This window comes from Paenibacillus sp. JT31N11 (genome assembly GCF_056269285.1).
In genome coordinates this window covers 12,280-36,578 of the sequence record NZ_JBWDNQ010000024.1, presented here as the reverse complement: position 1 = coordinate 36,578, position 24,299 = coordinate 12,280, and the positions used below count along the sequence as shown (strand labels likewise).

The window sequence follows — 24,299 nt, the reverse complement described above, 5'->3', positions numbered from 1 at the left end:
CTGCTCACCTCTTCGCAGTTGCTTCAATAAATTGGGAACCCAGAATAGCGTCGAAATCGTCAATGTCGTCCACCATGTCCAGGTTCTTGAGGAAATCAGCTGTTTTCTCAGCCGTGTAGCGCAGCGATGTATAGTCATCACGCTTGCCGAATGCATTAATATTGTCTTCTACGGTAAACAGCTTGATGCTGTCGAGCCCCAGCTTGAAGTCTTCCGGGGATGTTTCAGCATGCTTCGCCATCAGCTCAATCGCTTCATCCTGATGATCCTGGAAGTAGTCAAGCGCATCGAACCAGGCGTCAACTACCTTCTGAATATCCGCCGGACGGTCCTTGATCACGGAATCGCGGAAAACCAGCAAATCCGGAATCAGCCCAGGCGTATCCTTGGAGGAGAATAGAACCTTGCCCTTGCCTTCCTTGACTGCAGTCGTCTGGAACGGCTCCCACAGCACGGAAGCGTCTGTTTTTCCGGAAATAAAAGCAGGCCCCGCATCGTTGACCGTCATGTTGACGTAATTGACGTCGCTTTCCTTCAGCCCGTTCCTGTCTAATGCAGTCAGCAGCAGCAGATGGTCAACCGTACCCAGCTCGGTGGCTATTGTTTTGCCTTTCAAATCCGCAATGGAGCTAAATTCCGGCTTGCTCACGATGGCATCGCCGCCAAAGGAGTTATCATTGACAAGCACGGCTTTCAGTCCAATGCCTTTGGACACGGGAGCAAGCGTATCGCTCAGCGTCTGGCTGTTGGCGTCCACCTTGCCCGTTGCCAATGCCTGCAGCGAGTCGCTATACACAGGGAACCATTCCAGCTTGACATTCACGTCATGCTTTTCGAAAAAGCCTTTCTCCTCCACCAAATACCAGAAGAACCAGCCCGGCCAAGGACTGAGCGCAATCGTGATCGGCTTATCCGAGCCTCCGCCCGAGGAGGATTCCTCCTTGGGTCCTCCGCATCCGGCAAGCGCGGCAATAATCGCCGCCAACATCAGAATCGTAACCGTACGTTTGATTTTGTTCATCCAACTCCAGCTCCCTCTATTTTTATATACAACAAGTGCAAATAAACGATTGTAACGATTGAACTCTTGAACCTTTTGCATGAGGCTGAAGAAAAAACGGCGCTTGCCGTCTTATCGCAGCAAAATTTAGTGTAAAAAAAAGAAAAAGCCTTGGGATTATCTCCCAGGCTTTTGTCCTTCCGTGTTATATGGCACCATTACTCCCATCAATAGAGCAACCCCTGCCATACGCCGCCTCTTGGACCAGGCTGATTTCTTCCTCGGTTATAGCGAGAGAGATCACGGAACCCTAGACAGCTTTGTGTCCCCACCTGCCGTGGCTGGGAACCTTTATGAATTTGTCAAATTATCTAACATCTAATAGTATTCTATAAGGTCCGACACTCTCTTGTCAATGTCGATGTTAGGTTTTATTACATTTAATTATACAGTTAAATAATGGCGAATGACCTCGTCATCAAGCGATTCCAGACCGCCTTCCCAGGCGATGGACCCCTTCTCCAAAATATAAAAATAATCGCCCACACTCTTCACAAACTCCAGACTTTGCTCAGCCAGCAGTATGGCCGTCCTGCCATCCGCTTTAATCGATCGGATCACATCGCGGATATCATCGACGATCGACGGTTGGATGCCTTCGCAGGGCTCATCCAGGAGCAGCATATCCGGCTCCGATGCCAACGCTCTTGCGAAAGCCAGCTGCTGCTGCTGCCCACCGCTTAAATCTCCGCCCCTGCGGCTGTACATGGTGGGAAGCACAGGGAATTTGGCGATAGCCGATGCGGGAATCTCCCGTTTTTTCTCCCGTGAAGCCTCCAAGCCAAGCAGCACATTCTCAAAAACCGACAGCTGCGCAAAGATCTCGCGCCCTTGCGGCACATAACCAATCCCCTGCTTCGCCCGGTCTCCCGGGGAACGTCTGGTCATATCCATCTCCTTGTAGGAGACTTTGCCCTTACGCGCCTTGAGCACCCCCATGATGCTCTTCATCAGCGTGGTCTTGCCAACCCCATTGCGCCCCAGCAGGCAAACCACCTGCCCCGGCTTCACCTTCAGCGTCACATCGCGCAGGATCACACTCTCGCCATATCCTGCTTCAAGCTGTTGAACGGCTAGCATCGGCATCCCGCCTTTTCCCCAAATACACTTCCGCCACCCGGTCATCCCGCTGCACGTCCTCCATGGAGCCTTCCTTTAGCAGCTTTCCTTCATGCATCACAGTCACTTTGCTTGCGAAATTACGGACAAACTCCATATCATGCTCCACGACAACAATCGACTGCGTCCTGCTGATCTGCTTCAGCAGCTCGCCGGTCTTCTCCGTTTCATTATCCGTCATACCCGCTACCGGTTCATCAAGCAGCAATATTTCCGGCTCCTGCAGCAGCATCATGCCGATCTCCAGCCACTGCTTCTCTCCGTGAGAGAGGCCTCCGGCCCGCCAGTCTGCCTTGGTTTCCAGACCGATCATCTCAAGCTGCGCTTCAATCCGGTCATGATCCTCCATTCGCATCCTGGCCCGCATGGCGGCAAATACCCCACGCTTTTGCTTCATGGCGATTTCCAGATTCTCATAGACGGTAAGCGTCGGGAAAATCGAAGGGGTTTGAAACTTGCGCCCAATGCCAAGCTCCGCAATCTGATGTTCTTTTTTTCTCGTAATATCGATGGTTTTGCTGAACACCACTTTTCCTGCCGTCGGCTTCACTTTCCCGCAGATCACATCCAGCATTGTCGTTTTTCCCGCTCCATTAGGCCCGATCAGAAATCGGAGCTCACCGCGCTCCAGACTCAGGTTCATGCCCTGGATTGCTTTGAAACCGTCAAAATCCACGGTAACCTCATCACACTGCAGGATGACGGACTCCATCTGCCCCTTCATGCTTCGTCCTCCTTCTTATCAACCGTTTGAATTGGCCAAACAGACCCGCCGCTCCCTTCGGCAGGAAGACCACAACGACAACGAACAGAGCACCCATAAAGAACAGCCAGATTGTCGGATATGATTCACTGAATGCGCTCTTGGCTGAATTGAGCAAAATCGCGCCCAGCGCCGCTCCATAGAGCGTGCCGCGGCCGCCTATCGCCACCCACAGCACCATCTCAATCGAAGGTACAATACCCATCATCGACGGCGAAATAATGCCGACATGGAGAACGAACAGCATGCCGGCAAGCCCGGCAAGGCCCGCCGAGATGCTGAAGGCCACCATCTGGTAAAGCGCCGGGTTATAGCCGATAAACCGAACCCGGTTCTCCCCGTCCCGGATTGCCCGAAGCACCTTCCCGAAGCGGCTCTTCACCAGGAATCGGCATAGCGCGTACGCCGCGATAAGCGCCACAACGGTCACGAAGTACAGCGTCCGCTTCGTGTCCGGCGATGCCAGCGAACTGCCGAAAAGCTGGCTGTATCCGGTCACCCCGTTGGTTCCGCCCGTAAAAGCCTGCTGGCCGATGAACAGTGTAGTCGTAATGATAACAAGCGCCTGCGTCAGAATCGTAAAATAAACACCGCGAATCCGGTTGCGGAAGGTAAAATAGCCAAGTATAAGTGCGATCAGCGCAGGCAGCAGAATCCCCGCCGCCACGGCGAACCCGAAATTCCCGAAGGGCTTCCAAAACCACGGCAGCGCGGTCAAGCCGCTCCAATCCATAAAGTCCGGCAGCCTGCCGCCGCCGGCATCGAGCTTAAGATACATCGCCATGGCATATCCGCCCAGACCGAAGAACACGCCATGCCCCAGACTCAGAATTCCGGTATACCCCCAAATTAAATCCAGCCCGAGCGCAACTATGGCATAAGCCAGAAATTTGGCAAGAAGGTTAAGCCGGAAGTCGCTGAGCACAAGCGGCGCGCAGAAGAGCGCGGTTGCGCAAGCCGCATAACCCGCCAGCAGCCACCACTGCCTGGATGTCATCATTCGCCTTTGCATGCCAATCCCACCCTTTAACGTTAATCCAGCGAACGCGTCCGCATGGCGACGAGCCCCATCGGTTTCCACTGCAGAAAAGCAACGATACACAAGAAAACAAGTACTTTGCCCAGCGAAGCTGTCGTCCAGTACTCAAACAATGTATTGGACATGCCTATCCCGAATGCGCCAAATACAGTGCCCACGAGCTTGCCCACGCCGCCTAGCACAACCACCATGAATGCGTCAACGATATAGTAGGTGCCGATGGAAGGACCGATCGGACCAATCAAGGTCAGCGCACAGCCGGCAATTCCCGCAATCCCCGATCCGATGGCGAACGTCGTGGCATCCACGCGGCGCGTGGAGATGCCCACACATGCCGCCATCTCCCGATTTTGCATAACGGCCCTCATTCTGCGTCCCGAGTGGCTGCGGTAAATGTATAGATACATAGCGAACAAGCAAACCAGCACCAGCGCAATAATAAACAGCCGTTTGTACGGCAGTACAACATCTCCCATAACCGTCATCCCGCCATTGAGCCAGGAAGGGCTGGTTACCCCGACGTTCGGAGCTCCGAATATGGTGCGTGCCAGCTGCTGCAGCATCAGACCGACGCCCCAGGTCGCAAGCAGACTGTCGAGCGGCCTTCCGTACAGAAACCGGATCAACGTCATCTCCAGCACAAGACCGAACACGAAAGCCACGGCGAAGCTGACCGGAATGGCCAGCACAAAATACCAGCCGAACGCCGATGCGGGAAAATAAGAGGTGAACATATTCTGGACGACATAGGCGGTGTAAGCCCCGATCATAATCAGTTCCCCATGCGCCATATTGATGACTTTCATAAGTCCGAATGTAATGGAAAGCCCAAGCGCGATCATCAGCAGAATCGAGCTGATACTGATTCCGTTAAACAGCTGAAGCACAATAACATCCATTATTTCACCCCTCATGCGTCAGACTTCTTGCAGTCGGCAAAGGAAGTATCCAAAGAAGCGCTGACGCTCGGCGAATACTTCCTTTGCCGCGTTTCATACGAGGTTGGTTATGACGTTTTTCGTTAATTTAACTTCCGGAGCTCAAGCTGCTCGCCCACTCATAGCCCTTGAGATAAGGGTCCGGCTTCACCGGTTCGCCGGAATTCCATACTTCCTTGAATTGCCCGTCGGACTGCACTTCTCCGATTCGAACGGTTTTGTATATATGCTGATTCTCGCCGTCGATTGTGATTTTACCCTCTGGCGCATCCCATTCAAGGCCTTTGGCCGCTTCCTTGACCTTAGCCACATCCGTGGATCCCGCTTTCTCTACAGCAGCAGCCCACAGATAAACCGCATCATAACCCGCTTCAATCGGGTCTGCCGTTACGCGGTCATCGCCGTATTTCTTTTTGTAGTTTTCAACGAACGTTTTATTGGCAGGCGTATCTGTCGTCTGATAGTAGTTCCAGGCTGCGAGATGCCCTTCCAGCACATCCACGCCGATGCCGCGGATTTCCTCTTCCGCCACCGAAACCGAGAGTGTCGTCATATCCTGCGCGGTAATCCCCGCATCCTTCAGCTGCTTGAAGAAGGCTACGTTGCTGTCGCCGTTAAGCGTATTGAACACGACCTCCGGCTTCGCCTCCTTGATTTTGCTGATAATCGTTGCGTAATCCGTATGACCCAGCGGTGTATATTCCTCGCCTACCAGCTCGCCGCCTTCGGCTTTCAGCTGTTCTTTAATAATTTTGTTGGCGGTACGCGGGAATACATAATCGGAGCCCAGAAGATAAAATTTCTTGCCGCGGTTCTCCAGCAGCCAGCTTACCGCCGGTACAATCTGCTGATTGGTTGTTGCTCCGGTATAAAAAATATTCGGGGAGGATTCCAAACCCTCGTATTGTACGGGATACCATAAAAGCCCGTTTAATTCTTCAAATACAGGCAGCATCGCTTTCCGGCTAGCTGATGTCCATCCGCCGAACACAGTTGCGACTTTATCCTCGGATATCAGCTTGCGCGCTTTCTCTGCGAATGTCGGCCAATCGGAAGCACCGTCTTCAACGACAGGCACAAGCTTCTTCCCTAACACGCCCCCTTTGGCATTGATCTCATCAATGGCCATCATCTCCGAATCTTTAACCGATACTTCACTGATGGCCATGGTGCCGCTGAGCGAATGAAGGATGCCGACTTTTATTTCTCCGCTGTCACCTCCGCCGTTTCCTGCAGCATTACTTGTATTGGCTTCCCCGTTGGCAGTTGTTTCTGTGCTTCCGCCATTGTTCCCGCAGCCCGCTAATACCAGGCAGAGCGCAACCAGCATAAAAATTGTGCTTTTCCATACTTTTTCCCTCATTTTCCCACTCCCCTAACCATTTTCTCCTATAATCCGAACGATCCGCTCTCTAAACGTTGTATCGTTCGTGAATTCATTATAGATTCATGTCAGCTTTCATGTCAATATAGTTTCCATAAAAGTTTTAATAACACATAAATGGTTCCTTTTTCCTGCATTATATGATAAAAAAGTCACTTTAATGTTATGTTAATGTTATCTAAATGAAGATGATTTTGTCGATTTCCTTCTTATACCTAACATGAAATAGGTCCGGTCAACGAAAAAAGCGTCAGGTCTCTTCCCCTTTACGAGGTGAGATCCTGACGCTTTTCGTTTTTCGATGGAAAAAGTCTATTTTACGAACACACAAACCGGTGTAGACAGCTCAACTTGGTGACCGGTGTAAAGCAGACGTCCTGAATCCTGATCAATCCGGTAGCTAATCAGACTGTCCGATAATTGATTGGCGGAAAGCAGATATTGATCATCCGGCGTGATCGTAAAATTCCGCGGCTCCCGTCCGCCGCTCGTGGCAATATCCACGAGCTCAAGCTTGCCGTCTTCCGCGATCCGGAAAATGGCAATGCTGTCATGCCCGCGGTTGGAGGCATATAAGAAACGCCCGCAGCCTTTGACCAGGATATGGGCGCAGGTGCTGTTTCCGGTAATGGAGTCCGGAAGCGTCCCGATCGTTTGCAGCAATTCCAGACGCAAATCCTCCTGGTGGACCTGATACACCGAAACCGTGCTGTCCAGCTCGTTTACAACATACAGCTGCTGCCCGTTAGGGTGGTAAGCCATATGTCTTGGACCCGAACCGGGGACCGCCGCAGTGTGACGTACGCGCACAAGCTTCCCTGCTTCCCTGTCAATCCGGTACTGCACAAGCTCATCCGTTCCCAAATCCGCGATCGTCACATATTCATTCGTCGGGTCGATTATGGAAGAGTGCGGATGCGGCGCTTCCTGGCGGTCCTCGCGCGGTCCCGTTCCTTCATGCTGCACATTATCGGCCATCGGGCCTATGGAGCCGTCCTCCTCCACGGGAAACAGGCATACATTGCCGCCGCTGTAATTGACAACCGTAATAAATTGCTCATCCCGATCCAGCGTGATATGACAAGCCGCATTACCCAGTGTCGAGCGCTCGTTCATCACAGACATGGACCCATCAGCCGGGTCAACAGCAATGCTAATTACTTTCCCGGGCTGATCCCCTGTCTCGCTGACCACGTACAAGCGCGTCCGTGCTGCATTCATTGTCAGATAAGAAGGATTAACCAGTCCTGTGACACCAGAGACCCTTCTCATTTCCCCGCTCCCGGTATTCAATTCAATGACAGCAATTCCTTCTGCTTCCTTGCTCGAATAGGATCCGACAACCACCTGCATTTTCCCCAAAGCCAATCCCTCCCCGATCTCCTCTTCCCACTGCGTACAACTGATACTAAGCCTTTACATTACCGGCTCCCGGCATAAAACAAGCCCGGCTTTACAGCCGAGCTTGTCCGTATAGCTGAAACGGCTGCTTCGACTTTTGGCGGCGGATCAGCTTCTTCAAGCTGCCGCAATCCTCGGGCGTTGATGGCAAAAACCGCTGCTTATTTCGTTGCAGGTTCTTCTTTTTTATCAGTCGATGTCGAATCCGGAGCTGCAGCACCATTGGCTGCTCCGTTCGTTGCGCCACCAGCCGCACCATTCGTTGCTCCGCCAGCAGCGTTAGGATCAGCTGGAGGTGCAGGCAGATCAACTTTCGTAATCAGACCCGGGAGCTCTTTGGTCATAAACGTATTGAGGATCTCGGAAGCTGCAGCCTGCTTCAGACCTTCTTTGTCCTCGGCGGACAGCTTGTCAAAAGCCGTAGGCTCACGCTTTTCCACCTTCATGACATGATAGCCATAAGAGGATTTGACGGGATCGCCGACTTTGCCGACCTCCTGCTTGTTTGCGGCATCTTTAAATTCCGCCACCCAGACTTTTGCCTGTTGATTCTCATACAAGCCGCCCGTCTCCTTGGAGCCGGCATCGTCTGAATATTGTTTGGCCAGTGCTGTCCAGTCGCCGCCGGCATCAAGCTTCTTCTTCACTTCCTGGGCAATCTTGAGCGCGTCTTCGTCCTTGCGCGTCTCTTCGCCTGTCTCGGGGTTGACGGTTCCGACCAGAATATGACGAACCGTGATCATGTTGTAGTCATCTTTGGTTTTATCGTATTGGGCTTGTACATCAGCATCTTTAACTTTGCTTTCCTCATCCTTCATGATAGAGGTAATCATTGTATAGAAATATTTGATATCCGCCTCGGTAAGGCCGACTTTGTCCACTTTTGCCTTCACTTCCGGGGTTGCATCAATTTGCTGCTTGATTTGGGTATAGAAGTTGTTTACTTCTTCTTCCATCGCCTTGTCCTCTTTGTCCCCAAGACGGGTTTTCAGAATCTTGTATCCCACATACTCACGCAGAAATTGTTCCTGAAGCTGCGGAATGCTCAAATACATTTCCGTTTGCGGCTGTACGATGCCAAAGAAGGTCGAATATTTGGCAAACTCCGTATCCGTTACCGTTCCGTCCTTATACGTCGCAACGGCTTTGCCTTCCCCTGCTCCGGGCGCTGTCCCCTCGGAGTCATTCTTCTTGCCGCATCCTGCTGCCAAAACAACGACCAACATGGCCGCCAATGCAAGCAAGACCCCCTTCTTCCAATAATTAGTGCGCAACATCCTGTAGTTCCCCTTTCGATTGTATGGTTTCTTTATAGTGAAGCAAAAAACGTTCCAGTACTTCGAGCCTTTGATCCATTTCAAGCCCTTTGCCTCTCAGCTGTACAAGCGGATAAGGCTCGTTGCCGGCTGAACGCTTGATCCGGTTCTCGAACTGCAGACACAACCGGTCGACTTTCTTCGTGTCAAACCGCCGCTTCTCCTGTTCGGCGAACCGCAAGCTGATATCATCGCCCTTGCCGCTTATCTGCTCAATCCCGCATGCTGCGCCGAGCACTTTGAGCCTGGCTACGGAAAGCAGATTGTCCACCGATTGCGGCAAATCGCCGAACCGGTCCACCAACTCCTCGCGCAGATCTTCCGCTTCCTCAAGGGAGCGCAAAGCTGCCACCTTCTTATATATCTCTATCTTCTGTATGCTATCGTAAATATAAGCCGAGGGCAAGTACGCATCTATACTCATATCAATCACCGTACTGACTTCCTTCACCGGCTCGACGGCTTCTCCGCCCATATCAAGCTTGCGCTGGGCTATTTCATCCGCAAGCATTTGGGAATACAGATCAAAGCCAACGGAGGCGATGAAGCCATGCTGCTCCGCTCCAAGCAGGTTTCCCGCTCCGCGTATAGCCAGGTCGCGCATGGCAATCTTGAAGCCTGAGCCGAGCTCCGTGAATTCTTTAATGGATTGCAGACGCTTCTCCGCAACCTCTGTCAGCACTTTATCCCGCTGGTAGGTGAAATAAGCGTAAGCGATGCGATTGGAGCGCCCCACGCGTCCGCGCAGCTGGTAGAGCTGGGAAAGTCCCATTTTATCCGCATCATGAACAATCAGCGTATTGACATTGGGGATGTCCACACCCGTCTCAATAATGCTGGTGCTGACAAGCACATCGGACTCCCCGTCGAGGAAATCGAGAATCGTCTTCTCCAGCTCCTGCTCGGACATCTGGCCGTGCCCGACCGCAACGCGGGCATCCGGAACCAGCGCATGAATCTGTTCCGCCATTTGATGAATCCCCTGCACACGGTTAAACAGGTAATAGACCTGACCGCCCCGCGCCAGTTCCCGTTCGATGGACTCGCGGACAAGAGACGGACTGTATTCCACCACATAGGTTTGCACCGGGAAACGGTTCTCCGGCGGTGTTTCGATAACCGACAAGTCCCGGACTCCGAGCATGGACATGTGCAGGGTGCGCGGAATTGGCGTTGCCGTCAGCGTAAGCACATCCACGTTGGTTTTGAGCCGCTTCAGCTTCTCCTTGTGGGATACGCCGAAGCGCTGCTCCTCATCCACAATAAGCAGGCCCAGATCCTTAAAGATAATATCCTGCGAAAGCAGCCGGTGCGTACCGATAACGACATCCACCGTTCCCGCCTTGAGACCTTTCATCGTATCAGTCTGTTCCTTCTTGGAGCGGAAACGGCTCAGCACCTGCACATTGAAAGGAAACCCCGAGAAGCGCTCGCGGAACGTTTCATAATGCTGCTGGGCAAGTATCGTCGTAGGAACAAGAATGGCGACCTGTTTTCCCTCAATCGCCGACTTGAAAGCCGCGCGCACCGCAACCTCGGTTTTGCCGTAGCCGACATCGCCGCACAGCAGACGGTCCATCGGACGCGGTGTCTGCATGTCTTTCTTGATCTCTTCAATCGCACGCAGCTGATCCCGCGTCTCGTCATAAGGGAACATCGCTTCAAATTCCTGCTGATAGGAGGTGTCGCCTCCAAAGGCAAATCCGCTGGTAGCCTGCCGCTCCGCATACAGCTTGATAAGCTCATCGGCGATATCCTGGACGGAGGAGCGGACCTTTGTTTTGACACGCGTCCATTCGCTGCCGCCCAGTTTATAGACCTTCGGCTCCTTCTCCTCGGAACCGACATACTTCTGGATCAGGTCGATTTGCTCAATCGGAACAGACAGCTTGTCGCCGCCTGCGTACAAAATATGAATATAGTCTTTATGGATGCCGGCAATCTCAAGCGTACCGATCCCGATATATTTGCCGATTCCGTGGTTCTGGTGGACGACGTGATCGCCAACCTTCAGCTCGGAATAGTTTTTAATCCGTTCGGCATTGTCAATTTTTTTGTCCACCCGCCGCGCCTTGCGCTGCTTCTGCGAAAACATCTCGCCCTCGGTAATTACAATCAGGTGGATGGATGGCAGCTCAAAACCGGACTGCAAATTGCCTTCGATCAGCGTCGGCGGCTCAATGCCGTAATCGTGCAGAATCCGCCTGATGCGGTCCATACGCTCCGTGCTGCCAGCCAGCATCATGACACTCGCGCCGGATTTGCGCCAGCGCTCCATCTCCGCCTTCAGCACATTCATTTGACCGTGGAAATTTTGCATCGAGCGGCAGACGACATTAAGGATATTCTGAGGCTGCGTATGCGGAATTTGCCTTAAGAAAAGAGAGAGAAACATGGTCGGGAACGGACGATGATACAGAATCTCGTCAGAGGGGCGGGCCAACACAAGCCCAGGAAGAGATTTTCCGCTTTGCAGCAGATGCAGTTCCCATTCGGATTCATCCCGTTCGAGCTGACGGCCCGTCTCAATGAGACGGGTCGGTTCGTCATAGATAAGCAGCGTATCCTCGGGCATATAGTCGAACAGCGTTTGCCTCTCCGGATAGAGCAGCGAGATATATTTATAAATTTCCGTAAAATACTGATGCTCGCGCAGCTTTTCGATCTCTGCGCCCATCTCCGAGCGCAGCCGGTCCTTGGCCGAACGGTCATTCATCTTCTGAAGCTGCTGCTCCAACAGCTCCGAGGCATGCTGAGCCGCATTATCGAAGCGGCCGGCCTCGGCAAGAAGCTCCTGGCAGGGAGGAACCATATACTGCTCCAGCTTCTCTACCGATCGTTGATCGGCAATATCGAAGGTGCGGATTGAATCGATATCATCGTCAAACCACTCGATCCGGTACGGGTTCGCGGTAGTCAGCGGGTAAAAATCGACAATTCCGCCGCGCACGCTCATTTCGCCCTTTGCCTCTACCTTATCGGCCCGGACATAACCAAGCTCTACCATTTGCCGTAAAAACGCTTCCATAGGCAGTGTATCGCCTACTTTTATCTCAATCCGCGCCTTAGCCATCACACTGCTGATCGGCAGGTAGCGGCGCACCCCGGAGAAGGGCACGACAACAATCCCGCGAAAGCCTTGCGACAAACGGATCAGAACATCCATCCGCTGGGCAAGCGTTTCCGGGCTCGATATGGCTGCTTCCGCTGCGACCAGCTCGTTGGCGGGGTACAGCAGCACTTCATTTGGCGAGAGACATTCCACCAGATCCTCCGCGATCTTTTGCGCGGCGAACATATTGTGCGTAACCACCAGCATCGGCTGGTTCATTTCCTTGGAGAGAGCAGCAATCATGACCTGCCGCGACGATCCGGCCAGGCCGGATATCAACTGTTCCCGCATCCCTTTTCGCAATCCGGACACGACTGACTGAAAATCCATATCCGCGGCGTAAGCCTCTAGTAATGCTTTCAACGTTTACTGCACCTCGTTTCATTCCACCAAAGATAATGACTTGCTACTCTGCCCCGATTGTGAGACCCGGGTTCCATAATATGCACCATGACCCCCTGTTTCCTGGGCGAGCGTCAAGCGTTATCCTAGCGGAACGATATAGATAAAATAGGGAATATCAACTGTTACAAATTAAAATTCAGGAAAATAGCACCCATAACGGAAACAGCCTGCCTTCTTTTGCGCAAGAGATGCCAAAAGAAGAACAATCCCTGCTGCTGAACCTGAAATTTTAAAAATCAGTTCACAAAAGGAGCCTCAGCCGTGCGCCAAGGCTCTTCAAATCCTGATCCGAGTGGGAGCCCCCTACTGCAGGGGACTATTCATAAGCACGAGTTCCGGATTATTCTCAATCGCCTCGCGGCAGTAGTCGCAAACGACTTTGACCGTCACATCGCCGTTTGGATTATACGCTATTATATCGCTGCGCTCTTCGGTGGTCAAGAAATGGAACCCGAGCTGCATTTCCGATACGGAGCTGTTGTGTATGGTCCCTATAGCGGACTTGCAGTGACGACAAATGTAATGTACAGCCATATTATGCCTCCTGAAGGTTTGTTATACCCTCAGTATGCCCGGACGGGCCAATATTTAACGGTTGAATTTGGCCATGGTCTGATCAAAAGGATGCTTGAGCGCAAATTCGACCGCATCGCAGGTGTCCTCTATCATGGTAGACACTTTGTCTCCATCGCTTTTAGGGAAATTGGCCAGCACATAGTCTGCAATATTCATACCCGGCTGCGGTCTGGAAATCCCCATCCTTACCCGATTGAATATTTGGGTGCCGGTATGTCCAATAATGGACTTGATCCCGTTATGACCGCCTGCGCTGCCCTGATAACGGAGCCGGATTTTACCGATTTCCGTATCCAGATCATCGTAGACGATAATCGCATCCTCCAGATCGGCTTTAAAATAATCCATGAACCCGCGCACCGTCTCCCCGGACAAATTCATATACGTCATCGGCTTGAGCAGCACCACCTTCGTGCCGGACACATTCCCTTCACCGAGCAGCCCTTTGCATTTGCTTTGCGTTACACTGATTCCCCACCGCTTGGCCAGCGCATCGACCGCCATAAATCCGATATTATGCCGCGTCCCCTGATAAGCCGTGCCGGGGTTTCCTAATCCGACAATCCATTTCATGTGCGTGCCTTCAACTCCTAAACGTTTTTACTCAGACATTGTTACATAGGCGAAAAATGTTTGCTGTAAAGTTTTTGTAATGATGCAACGAATCATCCTTGTAAATTGTCATATCTATATAAGCGGCAGACTGCCGAGGCAATGCGAAATTGAACACAAAGGAGCGACTTTGATGTATTTGAACGGTCAGCTGATTTATGATGATTCTCATTTCTTGGATCACTCGGAGCATCAGGTTCCAGTCCAGATCTATTGGGGCAACGAGCATAGTGACATCGGCTTCGTCGAACAGTGCAGTCCTCAGTATATCAAGGTTAATAATGTGTTCTACAACAGAAGGCAGTTTACCTTTGTTTCCCGTCCCGGATATTGAAAAAATTCAGGACAAGTTAAACCGATCGCCAGCCTGTGAGCAGGCAAGAGGGTTATGCCACACAGGAAAGAGGGCTGCAGCGGCGCAGCCCTCTCCACCTTACTATATTTTCTCCCCGATGACAAAGATCTTCTCCCCTTGCCACCGCTATGGTTTTATTCGTTATCGCTGTCCTTCTTCTCCTCGGAAGCTTCGGCACTTTCACCCTCGGCAGCTTCGGAATCACCTTCTTCTGCTTTCTGTGGTGCAAGAATGGCAACCACTACCTGATCGCTATCGATACGGGTAGAAACATCCTTAGGCAGCTTCAGGTCGCTCACCAGCAGATTCTCCCCTACAAGCAGTGCGGAAACATCAAGCTCGATAGCATCCGGAATCGCATTCGGCAGGCAATGAACCTCGATTTCATGCAGCAGCACCTGCAGGATACCGCCTTCCTTCACGCCCTGAGCCTCGCCCGCCAAATCGATGCGGACCTGCGCCTTAATCTCTTCATTCATGTTCACCTGATGAAAATCAATATGCATAACGCTGCGAGATAAGGCATCCCGTTGAACCTCGGCCATCATGACCGGCTGCTTGCCGGCACCTGGTACATCCACTTCGAGCAGTGCATTGGGATGATAGCGCAAAATGGCAAGCAGTTCCTTCTCATCGACCGAAATGCTGATGGGGTTCTCCAGCTTTTTGCCGTATACGACTCCGGGAATCTTGCCCGTATGACGCAGCTTCCGCAGTTGTCCCTGTGATCCTGACGCACGTTCCTCTGCCTTGAATGTTATAGCCATAAATTGGAACCTCCTGGGTTTGTACTTATTCGTGCTTTATTCATATTCGTACATAGTATATTCATATTACCCACTCCGCCAAAAAATTAAACAAGCAGTATGCTTCGGCTTTTTGAGAACCGAAGCATACTGCTTGCAATCGAGGGGTGCAGCGGCACCCAATTAACGAATAACCGCCGACATCCACATGCTGCTTTGCCCATTGATTGGACCAAGAGTTATTTGTTGTTTGCCTTCTTCGCTTTTGCCCGGGCACGGAGCTTATCCGCATAACCGGGTTTGTTGACTTGACGCTCGCGGGCAATCGCAAGATCTCCATCAGGCACATCATGTGTAATTGTAGACCCTGCGACAACATAGGCGCCATTGCCGACTTTGACCGGTGCGATCAAATTCACATTGCTTCCTATAAAAGCATTGTCGCCGATCTCCGTGAGCGATTTATTATACCCGTCATAGTTGGCGGTAATCGCTCCGCAGCCGATATTGACGTCTGTGCCTACTTTGGCGTCCCCGATATAGCTAAGATGGGAAACCTTGCTGCCGGCTCCAAGCTCAGCGTTCTTGATTTCAACGAAATCCCCAATCTTGCAGCCGATCCCAAGCTTGGTACCCGGACGCAGGTAAGCGTAGGGACCCACCGAGCATTCATCGGCGATGACAGCTTCCGTCGTTACGGAATGCTTGACTGTGACTCCGTTGCCGACTTCCGTATCCGTGATATCCGCCTGCGGCCCGATGATGCAGTCCTCCCCGATCACCGTGCTGCCCCGCAGAATCGTACCGGGCAAAAGAACGGTGTCGGGGCCGATGACGACATCCGCTTCTATATAAGTGGCGGCGGGATCGATAATGCTCACACCCGCAAGCTGATGCTTTCGGACAATGCGCGCGCGCATGAGCTGCTCAGCCTCTGCGAGGCCGACACGGTCATTCACGCCGACTCCTTCCGCATAATCCGCCGCACAGTAAGCCTCTACAACCTCGCCGGATTTTCGGATAATCTCCATGACGTCCGTCAAATAGTATTCACCCTGCGCGTTGTTGTTTGTAACCAGCTTCAACGCCTCAAACAGCTTGCGGTTGTCAAAGCAGTACATGCCGGTATTGATCTCGTTAATGGTGGCCTGCTCGGGCGTGCAGTCCTTCTGCTCGACGATCCGCTGGACTGCTCCCGCTTCATTCCTGATAATCCGTCCCAGACCCTGCGGATTGGGCACTACAGCCGTCAACACAGTAGCAGCCGACTGAGTACGCGTATGCAGCTCCAACAGCGCTGTAATGGTCTCTGCCGTGACCAGAGGCGTGTCCCCATACAGAATCACAGTTGTGCCTTCTTCAGCACCAAGCAGCCCCTCTGTTTGCAGAACCGCATGACCGGTGCCAAGCTGCTGCTCCTGCAGCACGAATTCCGCGCCGTCCCCGACGTAGCTCTGCACCGCTTCCGCCCCGTGTCCCACAACAACAACGGTGCGCTGACAATCCGCTTCCCTCACCGTTTGCAGCACATGGCCGACCATTGGTTTGCCGCATACCGGATGAAGCACTTTATATAATTTCGATTTCATTCGTTTGCCTTGTCCCGCGGCGAGTATGACTGCCATTATTTTTCCCAATGTAAATTCCTCCCGGCTTTATAATGTCTATCTGGATCCTCTATGAACTTTTTTGTTTATTCTTGTTCTTGTAAATTTCTCTAATGAATATAGCGTATTCAAGGCAAAAAGAAAAGAGAGCCCAAAAGGCTCCCTTTTCTTCGCAAATCGGGTTGATAAAAGGGCTTCAGTATCCTGCACCCTGATTTGCACTCTCCCCAATTTCGTCAATTACGCTCCTTCTTCAATCACTTCTTCTTCCTCCGTAGCGGCACGCTCATACTCAGCAAGAACTGCAGCCTGGATCTTCTCACGGGTAGTAGAAGAAATCGGATGAGCGATATCGCGGAATTCTCCATCCGGAGTCCGTTTGCTTGGCATTGCCACAAACATCCCATTGTTGCCGTCGATCACACGAATATCGTGAACGACAAATTCGTTGTCAATGGTGATGGAAGCGATAGCCTTCATGCGACCTTCGGAATTTACACGGCGGAGTCTGACATCGGTAATTTGCACTTGTGTTCACCACCTTTGCCTATCAAAGACTTGGTGTATAATTCCACACGGCAATGCAAAATCCTTCATGTTTTTGGAAAATTAATGCCTTATTTTAAAATAAATATTTCCAATTCCATTGTTTCGATTTAATTCGACTTTTATTCGACTTTTATCGATACAATCAGCTCAATTTCGACAAGTACGTCTTTGGGCAGTCTGGCCACTTCAACCGTGGAGCGGGCAGGTTTGTGATCACCAAAATAAGAGGCGTAAATCGTATTGAGGGCGGCGAACTGGTTCATATCTTTGATAAAAACCGTCGCTTTCGCCACATCGGAAAAGGTCGCTCCCGCTTCCGCAAGGACCGCCTGCAAATTGCGGAATACCTGATGGGTTTGTTCTTCGATTCCGCCTTCCACCAGCTGACCGTCTGCATCCAGTGGAATTTGTCCGGACGTAAACAATAAATTGCCCAGTGTAATGGCTTGCGAATAAGGTCCGATTGCGGCCGGCGCCTTGTCTGTAGATACAATGCTTGGAATATGCTTCATTTTTGAAAGGTACCTCCTGAAGGTGTTTGTGAATTTAATTGGCCTTGGTGCAGCTCTGATCTATTTGGCATCAAAAAAATTACCCGGAACAATCGTCGTATGCTTGGTCTTCATATCCACCGCCGTCAGCTTTGCAAGCGATACATAATCCTCCAGCAGCCTCTCTTCCGTGCCAAGCTCCCCTGATTCCACGAAGACGCCGACACCGGCGACCTTGGCATTAAACTCATGCAGCAGATCCATCATTCCCTGCACCGTGCCGCCCGCTTTCATGAAATCATCAATAATGAGCACCCGGGACTGCTCCTTGAGCGCCCGGCGGGTAAGAGACATCGTCTGAATCCGTTTGTTGGAGCCCGACACATAGTTAATGCTCACGGCCGAACCCTCCGTTACCTTGTTGTCGCGTCTTACAATCACAACGGGAAGGTTCATGCAGGATGCTGTTGCATAGGCAAGCGGAATGCCCTTTGTTTCTACAGTCATGATTACATCGATATCGGCGGATGCGAATGCGGTTGCAAACATCCGGCCCACATCGGCCAAGAGACCAGGCAAGCCCAGCATATCTGTCATATATAAGTAACCGCCTGGAAGCACCCTCTCGGGCTGTTCCAGCTGGCGGCAAATATGATTCATAATGGATAATGCTTCTGCCTTGCCCATTTTGGGTGTATATCTGACCCCGCCCGCAGCACCTGCCAGCGTTTGCAGTTCACCGAGTCCTTCTTCCTCGAATACCTCTTTAATAATGGCCAGGTCTTCACTGATGGAGGACTTGGCAGACTGGTAACGATCAGCAAAAGCTGTCAAAGAAATTAACGTATGGGGCCGGGTAAGAAGGTACTGCGTCATTTCAACTAACCTAGCACTTCGTTTTAATTTCTTCACAGCATCGTCCCCCTCGCTAAATCCGAATATTATAATGATAATATATCATTTTTATACGGATTTAATCAAGAAAAACGTCTTTATCATGTCAGCATTCTTACCACGTAAACTTCTTTGCAGAAACCACGCAGACCATTATATATCCGTGATACTTTGGCTTCTTTGCTGACCAGGCCAAAAACTGTAGGACCGCTGCCCGACATCAAGACCCCGTCGGCACCCAACCGGTACATGATTTCCTTGAGCTGGAGCACCTCCGGATAGGCATGAAGCGTAACCGACTCCAGTACATTGCCGAGATTTGCGCATATATCGGAAAAGGAACCCCGCTCAATAGCAGATAACATCGCCGAGGTAGAAGGATGCTGCTTGAGCTCCGACGCCCGCAGCTTTCCGTATACGTCAGCCGTCGACACATTGATCGGCGGCTTGGCTAGCACGACCCAGCATTGCGGCGGATTGCCGATCGGCTCCAGCTTCTCGCCACGGCCGCGCGCAACCGCGGTTCCTCCCGTCACACAGAAAGGTACGTCCGAGCCCAGCTCCGCGCCAAGCGTGCACAGCTCGTCCTCAGAGATTCCAAGCTCCCAGAGCCTGTTCAAGCCCCTGAGCGCAGCCGCAGCGTCACTGCTGCCCCCTGCAAGCCCCGCAGCAACAGGGATCTTCTTGTCCAAATGGATATAAACCCCTCTTGAGACGTCATACCGGTCCTTGATCAATCTAGCCGCCTGGAAGGCAAGGTTCTTCTCATCCAGCGGTATGTAGCCAGCCTGGCTCGAAATAATAATCGTATCCCTGGGAAGCTCTTCCATCTCCAGACGATCTGCCAGATCCACCATCGTCATAATCATTTCCACTTCATGGAAGCCATCGTCCCGTTTACGCAATACATCGAGCATCAGATTGATTTTAGCCGGCGCTTTTTCATAAATCTTCATTTGTGTCACCCGTTCGTTATATATAGAAAAATAGAATCTTTTTTTATATTCTAACAAAAGGCCATAAGAAAAGCTAAGATGTCCTTTGCGCGGCGTTTATGTCCGCTCAGGCATCTTAGCTTCTGGATGAAATATATCCGGTCATCCCGGGAGTTCATCTCCCGAAATCCAATCGGCTAATGGCGTGGTTGATATGGCTGACGCGACTGCATGGTCTGCACAAAAGCCGGCGAGAAAGAACTGCCTGCGCTTCTTTCCGGTTGTCCCTGCGGCACATAAACGGCAACTGGCGGCGTGGATGCTGTGAAGCGCTGCTGCACGTATGGCGCGGCTTGAGGCGCGGTGAATTGTTTGGCGGCAGCCTCCTCAGCCAATTGAATTGCCCGTTTCACCATATTCCCGGCATCCTTGGCTTTAATGCCGCCCCAGCCTTCGCGCTGCACCGTATCGTAAAATCCAAGGTCCTTCGCCAGTTCATTCTTCAACTGCTCGCTCATAAAGCTTCGGCGTTTGCGGCTCATCCCAATAGAATCCTCCTTCGACCTGTAAGTTACCGTTAGTATGCTTGAATTTAAATTCTTCATGCACGCAGGCAAACAGGCTGTTTTTGGAGATTCGCTTGGGGTATGACGCTTAATGAACAGAAAAAAGAGTACGGACTTTTGAAGGGTCTCCGTACTCGATCAGGCTTGTTATTCTTTTATTGCATATACGTAATGCGAACTTGGCCATCATCGCTATCTACAGTCACTTCAACCGATTCAGTCAAAATATCTGCGTAGCTGTAGGAGACCCGCTTGAACGCATGCTGCTCCTCGTCAAGTTTGACAATGAATACAGAAGGGTAGATTTCTTCCAACACTCCGGTTCGTTCAATGGTCTTTCGTCGACCACCGTTTGCGCGAAGACGTATTTTGGAGCCGACATGGATTTCCAAACTGCGTTTGATCTCCATCAGTGCATTTTTAGCCATTGTCCACTACCACCTCTTTCCTTGTCCATTATAACTAAAAAGAGGTGGTTTGTCAAAAAATTATAATTATAACAGTGCGGCAAACAAATTGTCAATAATGAAAAGTCTAATTTAGGGCCGGATGCATAATATATTTTGCGAAGTGGAATATTATACGGTTGGCTTGATACCCGTCAATGTTTTGGGCTTGGGAAGTCCGACGCGGTATTTTCCTAACGTTTCAATCCCCCCCACGCCATCGATCCCGCTGATCGTGCCGTGAATCACATCGGCAAGATTGACCGTCTCCCTGATGGACGTATAGCTCGCTTTGATGGCAACATAAACAGGATCCAGGGCGTGAATAAGGATCCGGCCTGGTGAGCTTGCAAAATTGGCACCGGACTGCAGCAGAGCTTCATAATGGGACTGGCAGGCGCCGGCAACGATAATCAAGCCGTCACGGCTTTTCTCATACTCCCGCGCAATGCGCACTGCATTGCAGAAGTTCTGGGAGTTTTTGTAGCTGTTGATGCTCATCAACTCATGCTGCGGCGTATTTTTAAAAACCCCGTCATGGCCGGTAATTACAATAACATCCGGATTAAGCTGCGGCAGCAGACGCTGTACCAGCTCAGGCATCTGCGACTCATGCACATGCAGGCCATGTGCAGGAACCTTCATCTGCGTATATAGCTGCATGCTTTTCTTCATGTAATTGCCGTCTCCATCAAGATGGAGCACTTTGCCGGGCACTTCAAAGTAGGGCTGGGTTTCGTTTGTCGCCCTCCTCAGCTCGCTTGCATTATGAATGACCAGCTTCTCTCGCTGCTCCTTCATGCGCCGCATCGATTCATTTACCTTAACGCGAACCTCTTTGGCCGCACCGGTGGATTCCGGATGGGAAACTACCGTCAAGTCGCGAATCGGAGCGTCTGCAAGCAGCCGGTAGTCCGTACCCTTCAGTATTGCTATTTCTGAGTCTAGAATGGCAACGCGAAAAAGGACGTCCCCGCCATACGATTTGCGGACGACCAGGTCCCCTTGCTTCATGGGCAAATCACCTCTTCGTCTATCCTATGGGCCAGCAACGTCAATGGTGCGTTTTTAAGCCGTCCGAAGATCTTTAGCTTGGCAGTCCGGCTTCCAGCAAAGCGTGGCTAAGGCGGGCAAATTCATCCAGCGACAGCGTCTCGCCGCGGCGTGCAGGAGCAATGCCGCAGCTCTCCAGAAGAGGCCCCAGAAGCTCCCTGTTCTCTTTGCCCACCAAGGCTGTCAGGTTATTATAGATTGTCTTGCGCCGCTGTGCGAAACTGCCCTGGACAGTACGGAAGAAATGGGCTTCATCCCTCACATCAACAGGGGGCTGCTTGCGCACCGTAAGCTTAATAACTGCGGAATCCACATTGGGCTGAGGGATGAATACCGTATGCGGCACGATGCAGACAAGCTCCGGCTCGCAATAATACTGAACCGCCACACTGAGACTGCCGTACTCTTTGCCGCCAGGCTTTGCAGCCATCCGCTCCGCCACTTCCTTCTGAATCATAACCACAATATGCTCAAGCGGCAGCTTTTCCTCAAGCAGCTTCATAAGAATCGGCGTAGTCACATAATAGGGCAGATTTGCCACTACACTGACTCCGCTTAACCCCGCAAAATGCTTCTCAATCAGCTCGCCCAGGTTCAGCTTCAGCACATCTCCATGCACAACATGAACATTAGAGCGATCAGCGAGCACATCCCTTAGAATCGGAATAAGCCTGTTGTCGATTTCCACTGCAGCAACGCGCCCCGCCTGCTCGGCAAGCTGCTGGGTCAAGGCTCCGATGCCCGGCCCGATCTCCAGAGCTCCTTTTGTTTCGTCCAGCCCTGCTGCCGATACGATTTTTTGCAATATATTTTGATCAATCAGAAAATTTTGTCCCAGACTTTTTTTGAAGGAAAATCCGTATTTGGCAATGATGTCGCGTGTGCGTCTTGGGGAAGCTACATCCTCATGCACGTTTGGACCACTCATTCAAGACTTGCCCCTTTCGCTGCTCTCTTGCTCCATCGCTGTCAATGCCAGCTCAAATTCCTCGCGCGTAATTCGGAACATGGAGCAACGCTTAAAAAACTGCTTGCCGTTCGCATAGCCGATGCCGAGCAAATTGCCCATCTTCAGACGCCTCTCCGAAGCGTTCGCGTGCACAAGAAGACCTGCCCGCATAAGATCGTCCCAGGTGATGTCGGGCTGGCTTGTCCCTTCGCCGCTGCCCGCTTCCGTACGCACATTGGCGAGCGCTCTTCGAATCGCTTCGGGCGAGGCGTTCTCGACGCCGATATCCCCCTTGTAGCTTGCATCCTCCTGGGGGAGAAAAGCATGCTTGCAGCCGGGCACGCGCTGCGCCACAATTTTACGGATACGCTCCCCTGCATGATCCGGATCTGTAAATATAATAACTCCGCGGCGCTGCTGTGCGAGCTCCACCCTGCGCAAAACATCCGCGCCGATGGCCGAACCGCCGGTTTCGATCGTTTCCGCTTCAACTGCCCGCTTGATGGCCACGGTATCGTCCTTGCCCTCAACTACGATTATTTCCTTAATCATGCCGTCCATCCATTCCCTTCAGACAAACATACAAAAGAAGAGGCAATCGCCTCTCCTTATAATGGCATATTTATGTTTAAAATACGATATGAATGAGGTAAACCCTTATTAAGGGAGTTAAGTCCCAAGGTTAAATTGCCTCCGGCTTATTCGGCCCGAGCACATAAACCGTGTATCCTCGTTTGAGACCAAACTTCTCAGCATAAGACTCACTTTCAAAATAAACATCGATTTTTTTGCCTTTGACGGCACTGCCCGTATCTTCCGCTCTGCGGAAACCGATACCCTCAATGTAGACCCACCAGCCGATGGGAATAACCTTCGGGTCAACCGCGATAGTTCTTCCCTCTTGAACCGTCGCACCTGATGCCGTTATCCCATATTGCGGATGACTCTTTGACTTGCCCGTTGATGAAACGCCCGCAGCGTAAGCAGTCAGCGTTACATTCTTCAAAATCTGTTTAGGCTTCAGCTTGTCGCCCCGCTTGGTCGTTACTGTAGAAGAGCCCGCCTTCGCCGAGAGCGTTACTACATTCGTTTCCGGTTTCTTGGTACCGACAGCCACCACTTTATCGACCGACTCCGCTTTCGTCAGCTTGGTAACCATAATCTGGGACACAAGCACCCCATCCGCATATACGTTCTCAAACTGTTTGACTACTTTACCTTCATTGCCGTTCTGAATAAGCTTCAGTTTGCCCTGCTCGAGCTTGGGGTCTTCCTTCTTCACGACCGAAAAGGGAACCGTGTAAGCTTTCTCAGACATTTTCTTCTCGATCCGTGTGACCGTTACACTCATGTTGGACTTCACTCTGTCCTCCAGGGCAGGCCATACTTTATCTTGATTGCGTATCAGTATATCCGCTTGATCGATCACTGCCTTAACCGTTCTTTCTGTCGTGTACAACGTTCTTACCTTGCCGTCTGCCTTCACATGGACCGGTACCGCTTGGTCAATGACGATGCGGTCGCCGTCCTTTATTCCCCCGTTAAGAGGTAAGGACACCTTGTCATACTGCCCTATCGTGATGGCTTGTTCATCCAGTAGGCGTTGAAGGACCCATTGTTTTGTCGAAACAATGGTTTCTTGTCCGTTCACTACTACGGAGACGTGCTTGTCAGCCGTTCCGTACAACAACACCAGAAACATGAAAGTCATAGCGATTGAGATCAGAGCGCTCAGTAATATTAAACGCACGTTCTCATGCTTCCATCGCAATGCGAAAGACATGCTGGATGATCGTTTACCATGGGTATCCTTAAGCTGGAGTGCGCCCACTTCTTCGGTCCTCCTTCATAGCCCCGCCGCCTAGTTACATGATTGCCTTTGACGGTTCTATTGTTTTTGTTGGCGTGATTGCACGCCACTCCTCATTTCCAACCTCGACCTCCATGCTAAACCCTATGTCGTCTTTTTACGCAATATTCAAA

The 24,299-nt window shown here is 51.5% G+C and carries 23 protein-coding genes, 1 pseudogene and 1 riboswitch; of the genes and pseudogenes, 1 reads left to right on the top strand and 23 read right to left on the bottom strand.

Annotated features, from left to right (window positions below):
- Positions 1-4: 4 nt before the first annotated feature.
- From AC0YNV_RS37315 to pth, 11 genes are all read right to left on the bottom strand, one after another.
- Positions 5-1,021: an ABC transporter substrate-binding protein gene (locus AC0YNV_RS37315; RefSeq protein ID WP_475772595.1), complete on the bottom strand. Its 1,017-nt coding sequence runs from the start codon at positions 1,019-1,021 to the stop codon at positions 5-7.
- Between the two features lie 158 nt (positions 1,022-1,179).
- Positions 1,180-1,325, bottom strand: a riboswitch (guanidine-I (ykkC/yxkD leader).
- 119 nt (positions 1,326-1,444) lie between these two features.
- The gene (urtE, locus tag AC0YNV_RS37310) at positions 1,445-2,140 is read right to left on the bottom strand and encodes an urea ABC transporter ATP-binding subunit UrtE (RefSeq protein WP_475772594.1); all 696 of its coding nucleotides are present in this window, start codon (positions 2,138-2,140) and stop codon (positions 1,445-1,447) included.
- Positions 2,118-2,903, bottom strand: coding sequence for an urea ABC transporter ATP-binding protein UrtD (urtD, locus tag AC0YNV_RS37305; protein WP_379114256.1), 786 nt, complete (start codon positions 2,901-2,903; stop codon positions 2,118-2,120). Before urtD ends, urtE begins: the two co-directional genes overlap by 23 nt.
- The gene (gene urtC / locus AC0YNV_RS37300; RefSeq protein ID WP_475772593.1) at positions 2,866-3,954 is read right to left on the bottom strand and encodes an urea ABC transporter permease subunit UrtC; all 1,089 of its coding nucleotides are present in this window, start codon (positions 3,952-3,954) and stop codon (positions 2,866-2,868) included. Before urtC ends, urtD begins: the two co-directional genes overlap by 38 nt.
- 20 nt (positions 3,955-3,974) lie before the next feature.
- Complete coding sequence (gene urtB / locus AC0YNV_RS37295) at positions 3,975-4,880, bottom strand: urea ABC transporter permease subunit UrtB (protein WP_210046365.1); 906 nt, start codon at positions 4,878-4,880, stop codon at positions 3,975-3,977.
- A gap of 127 nt (positions 4,881-5,007) precedes the next feature.
- Positions 5,008-6,282: an urea ABC transporter substrate-binding protein gene (gene urtA / locus AC0YNV_RS37290; protein WP_475772592.1), complete on the bottom strand. Its 1,275-nt coding sequence runs from the start codon at positions 6,280-6,282 to the stop codon at positions 5,008-5,010.
- Positions 6,283-6,615: 333 nt separating this feature from the next.
- Positions 6,616-7,656 carry a lactonase family protein gene (locus AC0YNV_RS37285; protein ID WP_475772620.1) on the bottom strand — a complete coding sequence of 347 codons (1,041 nt, stop codon included), beginning with the start codon at positions 7,654-7,656 and terminating at the stop codon, positions 6,616-6,618.
- 209 nt (positions 7,657-7,865) lie between these two features.
- Positions 7,866-8,930, bottom strand: a complete 1,065-nt coding sequence (locus AC0YNV_RS37280; RefSeq protein WP_475772619.1) for a peptidylprolyl isomerase — start codon at positions 8,928-8,930, stop codon at positions 7,866-7,868.
- Between the two features lie 37 nt (positions 8,931-8,967).
- Positions 8,968-12,495, bottom strand: coding sequence for a transcription-repair coupling factor (gene mfd, locus AC0YNV_RS37275; protein ID WP_210046361.1), 3,528 nt, complete (start codon positions 12,493-12,495; stop codon positions 8,968-8,970).
- Positions 12,496-12,840: 345 nt separating this feature from the next.
- A complete protein-coding gene (locus AC0YNV_RS37270; RefSeq protein ID WP_210046360.1) occupies positions 12,841-13,071 on the bottom strand; it encodes an anti-sigma-F factor Fin in 231 nt (76 codons plus the stop codon).
- 54 nt (positions 13,072-13,125) lie between these two features.
- Entirely contained in the window at positions 13,126-13,686 is a 561-nt protein-coding gene (pth, locus tag AC0YNV_RS37265) for an aminoacyl-tRNA hydrolase (RefSeq protein ID WP_475772591.1), read from the bottom strand.
- A 172-nt stretch (positions 13,687-13,858) separates the two neighbouring features.
- Here pth and AC0YNV_RS37260 point away from each other — a divergent pair, with 172 nt between their 5' ends.
- The gene (locus AC0YNV_RS37260) at positions 13,859-14,059 is read left to right on the top strand and encodes a hypothetical protein (RefSeq protein WP_210046358.1); all 201 of its coding nucleotides are present in this window, start codon (positions 13,859-13,861) and stop codon (positions 14,057-14,059) included.
- A 155-nt stretch (positions 14,060-14,214) separates the two neighbouring features.
- Here the strand turns inward: AC0YNV_RS37260 and AC0YNV_RS37255 are convergent, their stop codons facing one another.
- From AC0YNV_RS37255 to AC0YNV_RS37200, 12 genes and pseudogenes are all read right to left on the bottom strand, one after another.
- Positions 14,215-14,847: a 50S ribosomal protein L25/general stress protein Ctc gene (locus AC0YNV_RS37255; protein WP_475772590.1), complete on the bottom strand. Its 633-nt coding sequence runs from the start codon at positions 14,845-14,847 to the stop codon at positions 14,215-14,217.
- A gap of 218 nt (positions 14,848-15,065) precedes the next feature.
- Positions 15,066-16,451: a bifunctional UDP-N-acetylglucosamine diphosphorylase/glucosamine-1-phosphate N-acetyltransferase GlmU gene (glmU, locus tag AC0YNV_RS37250; RefSeq protein WP_475772618.1), complete on the bottom strand. Its 1,386-nt coding sequence runs from the start codon at positions 16,449-16,451 to the stop codon at positions 15,066-15,068.
- 222 nt (positions 16,452-16,673) lie between these two features.
- Entirely contained in the window at positions 16,674-16,961 is a 288-nt protein-coding gene (spoVG, locus tag AC0YNV_RS37245) for a septation regulator SpoVG (RefSeq protein WP_189000021.1), read from the bottom strand.
- A 140-nt stretch (positions 16,962-17,101) separates the two neighbouring features.
- Positions 17,102-17,494 (bottom strand): RidA family protein, encoded by a 393-nt coding sequence (locus AC0YNV_RS37240; RefSeq protein ID WP_475772589.1) that lies wholly within the window; start codon positions 17,492-17,494, stop codon positions 17,102-17,104.
- A 60-nt stretch (positions 17,495-17,554) separates the two neighbouring features.
- Positions 17,555-18,385, bottom strand: a complete 831-nt coding sequence (gene purR / locus AC0YNV_RS37235) for a pur operon repressor (protein WP_210046355.1) — start codon at positions 18,383-18,385, stop codon at positions 17,555-17,557.
- Between the two features lie 83 nt (positions 18,386-18,468).
- A complete protein-coding gene (ispE, locus tag AC0YNV_RS37230; protein WP_475772588.1) occupies positions 18,469-19,323 on the bottom strand; it encodes a 4-(cytidine 5'-diphospho)-2-C-methyl-D-erythritol kinase in 855 nt (284 codons plus the stop codon).
- A 347-nt stretch (positions 19,324-19,670) separates the two neighbouring features.
- Positions 19,671-19,844: pseudogene (locus tag AC0YNV_RS37225) on the bottom strand (small, acid-soluble spore protein, alpha/beta type); the annotation flags it as partial.
- A gap of 179 nt (positions 19,845-20,023) precedes the next feature.
- Complete coding sequence (veg, locus tag AC0YNV_RS37220; protein WP_189000010.1) at positions 20,024-20,296, bottom strand: biofilm formation stimulator Veg; 273 nt, start codon at positions 20,294-20,296, stop codon at positions 20,024-20,026.
- 150 nt (positions 20,297-20,446) lie between these two features.
- Complete coding sequence (gene yabG / locus AC0YNV_RS37215) at positions 20,447-21,328, bottom strand: sporulation peptidase YabG (protein ID WP_475772587.1); 882 nt, start codon at positions 21,326-21,328, stop codon at positions 20,447-20,449.
- 73 nt (positions 21,329-21,401) lie between these two features.
- A complete protein-coding gene (gene rsmA / locus AC0YNV_RS37210) occupies positions 21,402-22,295 on the bottom strand; it encodes a 16S rRNA (adenine(1518)-N(6)/adenine(1519)-N(6))-dimethyltransferase RsmA (protein ID WP_475772586.1) in 894 nt (297 codons plus the stop codon).
- Positions 22,296-22,868, bottom strand: coding sequence for a ribonuclease M5 (rnmV, locus tag AC0YNV_RS37205; RefSeq protein ID WP_475772585.1), 573 nt, complete (start codon positions 22,866-22,868; stop codon positions 22,296-22,298).
- 130 nt (positions 22,869-22,998) lie between these two features.
- Positions 22,999-24,147, bottom strand: coding sequence for a ubiquitin-like domain-containing protein (locus tag AC0YNV_RS37200; protein ID WP_475772584.1), 1,149 nt, complete (start codon positions 24,145-24,147; stop codon positions 22,999-23,001).
- Between the last annotated feature and the right edge of the window lie 152 nt (positions 24,148-24,299).

What these genes read in the sequence shown, in the direction of transcription:
- AC0YNV_RS37315 (WP_475772595.1), bottom strand. Translation starts at nt 1,021, where the DNA reads ATGAACAAAATCAAACGTACGGTTACGATTCTGATGTTGGCGGCGATT.
- veg (WP_189000010.1), bottom strand. Translation starts at nt 20,296, where the DNA reads ATGGCTAAAAATGCACTGATGGAGATCAAACGCAGTTTGGAAATCCAT.
- rsmA (WP_475772586.1), bottom strand. Translation starts at nt 22,295, where the DNA reads ATGAGTGGTCCAAACGTGCATGAGGATGTAGCTTCCCCAAGACGCACA.
- rnmV (WP_475772585.1), bottom strand. Translation starts at nt 22,868, where the DNA reads ATGATTAAGGAAATAATCGTAGTTGAGGGCAAGGACGATACCGTGGCC.
- urtC (WP_475772593.1), bottom strand. Translation starts at nt 3,954, where the DNA reads ATGCAAAGGCGAATGATGACATCCAGGCAGTGGTGGCTGCTGGCGGGT.
- AC0YNV_RS37285 (WP_475772620.1), bottom strand. Translation starts at nt 7,656, where the DNA reads ATGCAGGTGGTTGTCGGATCCTATTCGAGCAAGGAAGCAGAAGGAATT.
- AC0YNV_RS37255 (WP_475772590.1), bottom strand. Translation starts at nt 14,847, where the DNA reads ATGGCTATAACATTCAAGGCAGAGGAACGTGCGTCAGGATCACAGGGA.
- AC0YNV_RS37270 (WP_210046360.1), bottom strand. Translation starts at nt 13,071, where the DNA reads ATGGCTGTACATTACATTTGTCGTCACTGCAAGTCCGCTATAGGGACC.
- glmU (WP_475772618.1), bottom strand. Translation starts at nt 16,451, where the DNA reads ATGGCAGTCATACTCGCCGCGGGACAAGGCAAACGAATGAAATCGAAA.
- AC0YNV_RS37240 (WP_475772589.1), bottom strand. Translation starts at nt 17,494, where the DNA reads ATGAAGCATATTCCAAGCATTGTATCTACAGACAAGGCGCCGGCCGCA.
- pth (WP_475772591.1), bottom strand. Translation starts at nt 13,686, where the DNA reads ATGAAATGGATTGTCGGATTAGGAAACCCCGGCACGGCTTATCAGGGG.
- urtD (WP_379114256.1), bottom strand. Translation starts at nt 2,903, where the DNA reads ATGAAGGGGCAGATGGAGTCCGTCATCCTGCAGTGTGATGAGGTTACC.
- ispE (WP_475772588.1), bottom strand. Translation starts at nt 19,323, where the DNA reads ATGAAGATTTATGAAAAAGCGCCGGCTAAAATCAATCTGATGCTCGAT.
- urtA (WP_475772592.1), bottom strand. Translation starts at nt 6,282, where the DNA reads ATGAGGGAAAAAGTATGGAAAAGCACAATTTTTATGCTGGTTGCGCTC.
- urtE (WP_475772594.1), bottom strand. Translation starts at nt 2,140, where the DNA reads ATGCTAGCCGTTCAACAGCTTGAAGCAGGATATGGCGAGAGTGTGATC.
- urtB (WP_210046365.1), bottom strand. Translation starts at nt 4,880, where the DNA reads ATGGATGTTATTGTGCTTCAGCTGTTTAACGGAATCAGTATCAGCTCG.
- yabG (WP_475772587.1), bottom strand. Translation starts at nt 21,328, where the DNA reads ATGAAGCAAGGGGACCTGGTCGTCCGCAAATCGTATGGCGGGGACGTC.
- AC0YNV_RS37260 (WP_210046358.1), top strand. Translation starts at nt 13,859, where the DNA reads ATGTATTTGAACGGTCAGCTGATTTATGATGATTCTCATTTCTTGGAT.
- AC0YNV_RS37280 (WP_475772619.1), bottom strand. Translation starts at nt 8,930, where the DNA reads ATGTTGGTCGTTGTTTTGGCAGCAGGATGCGGCAAGAAGAATGACTCC.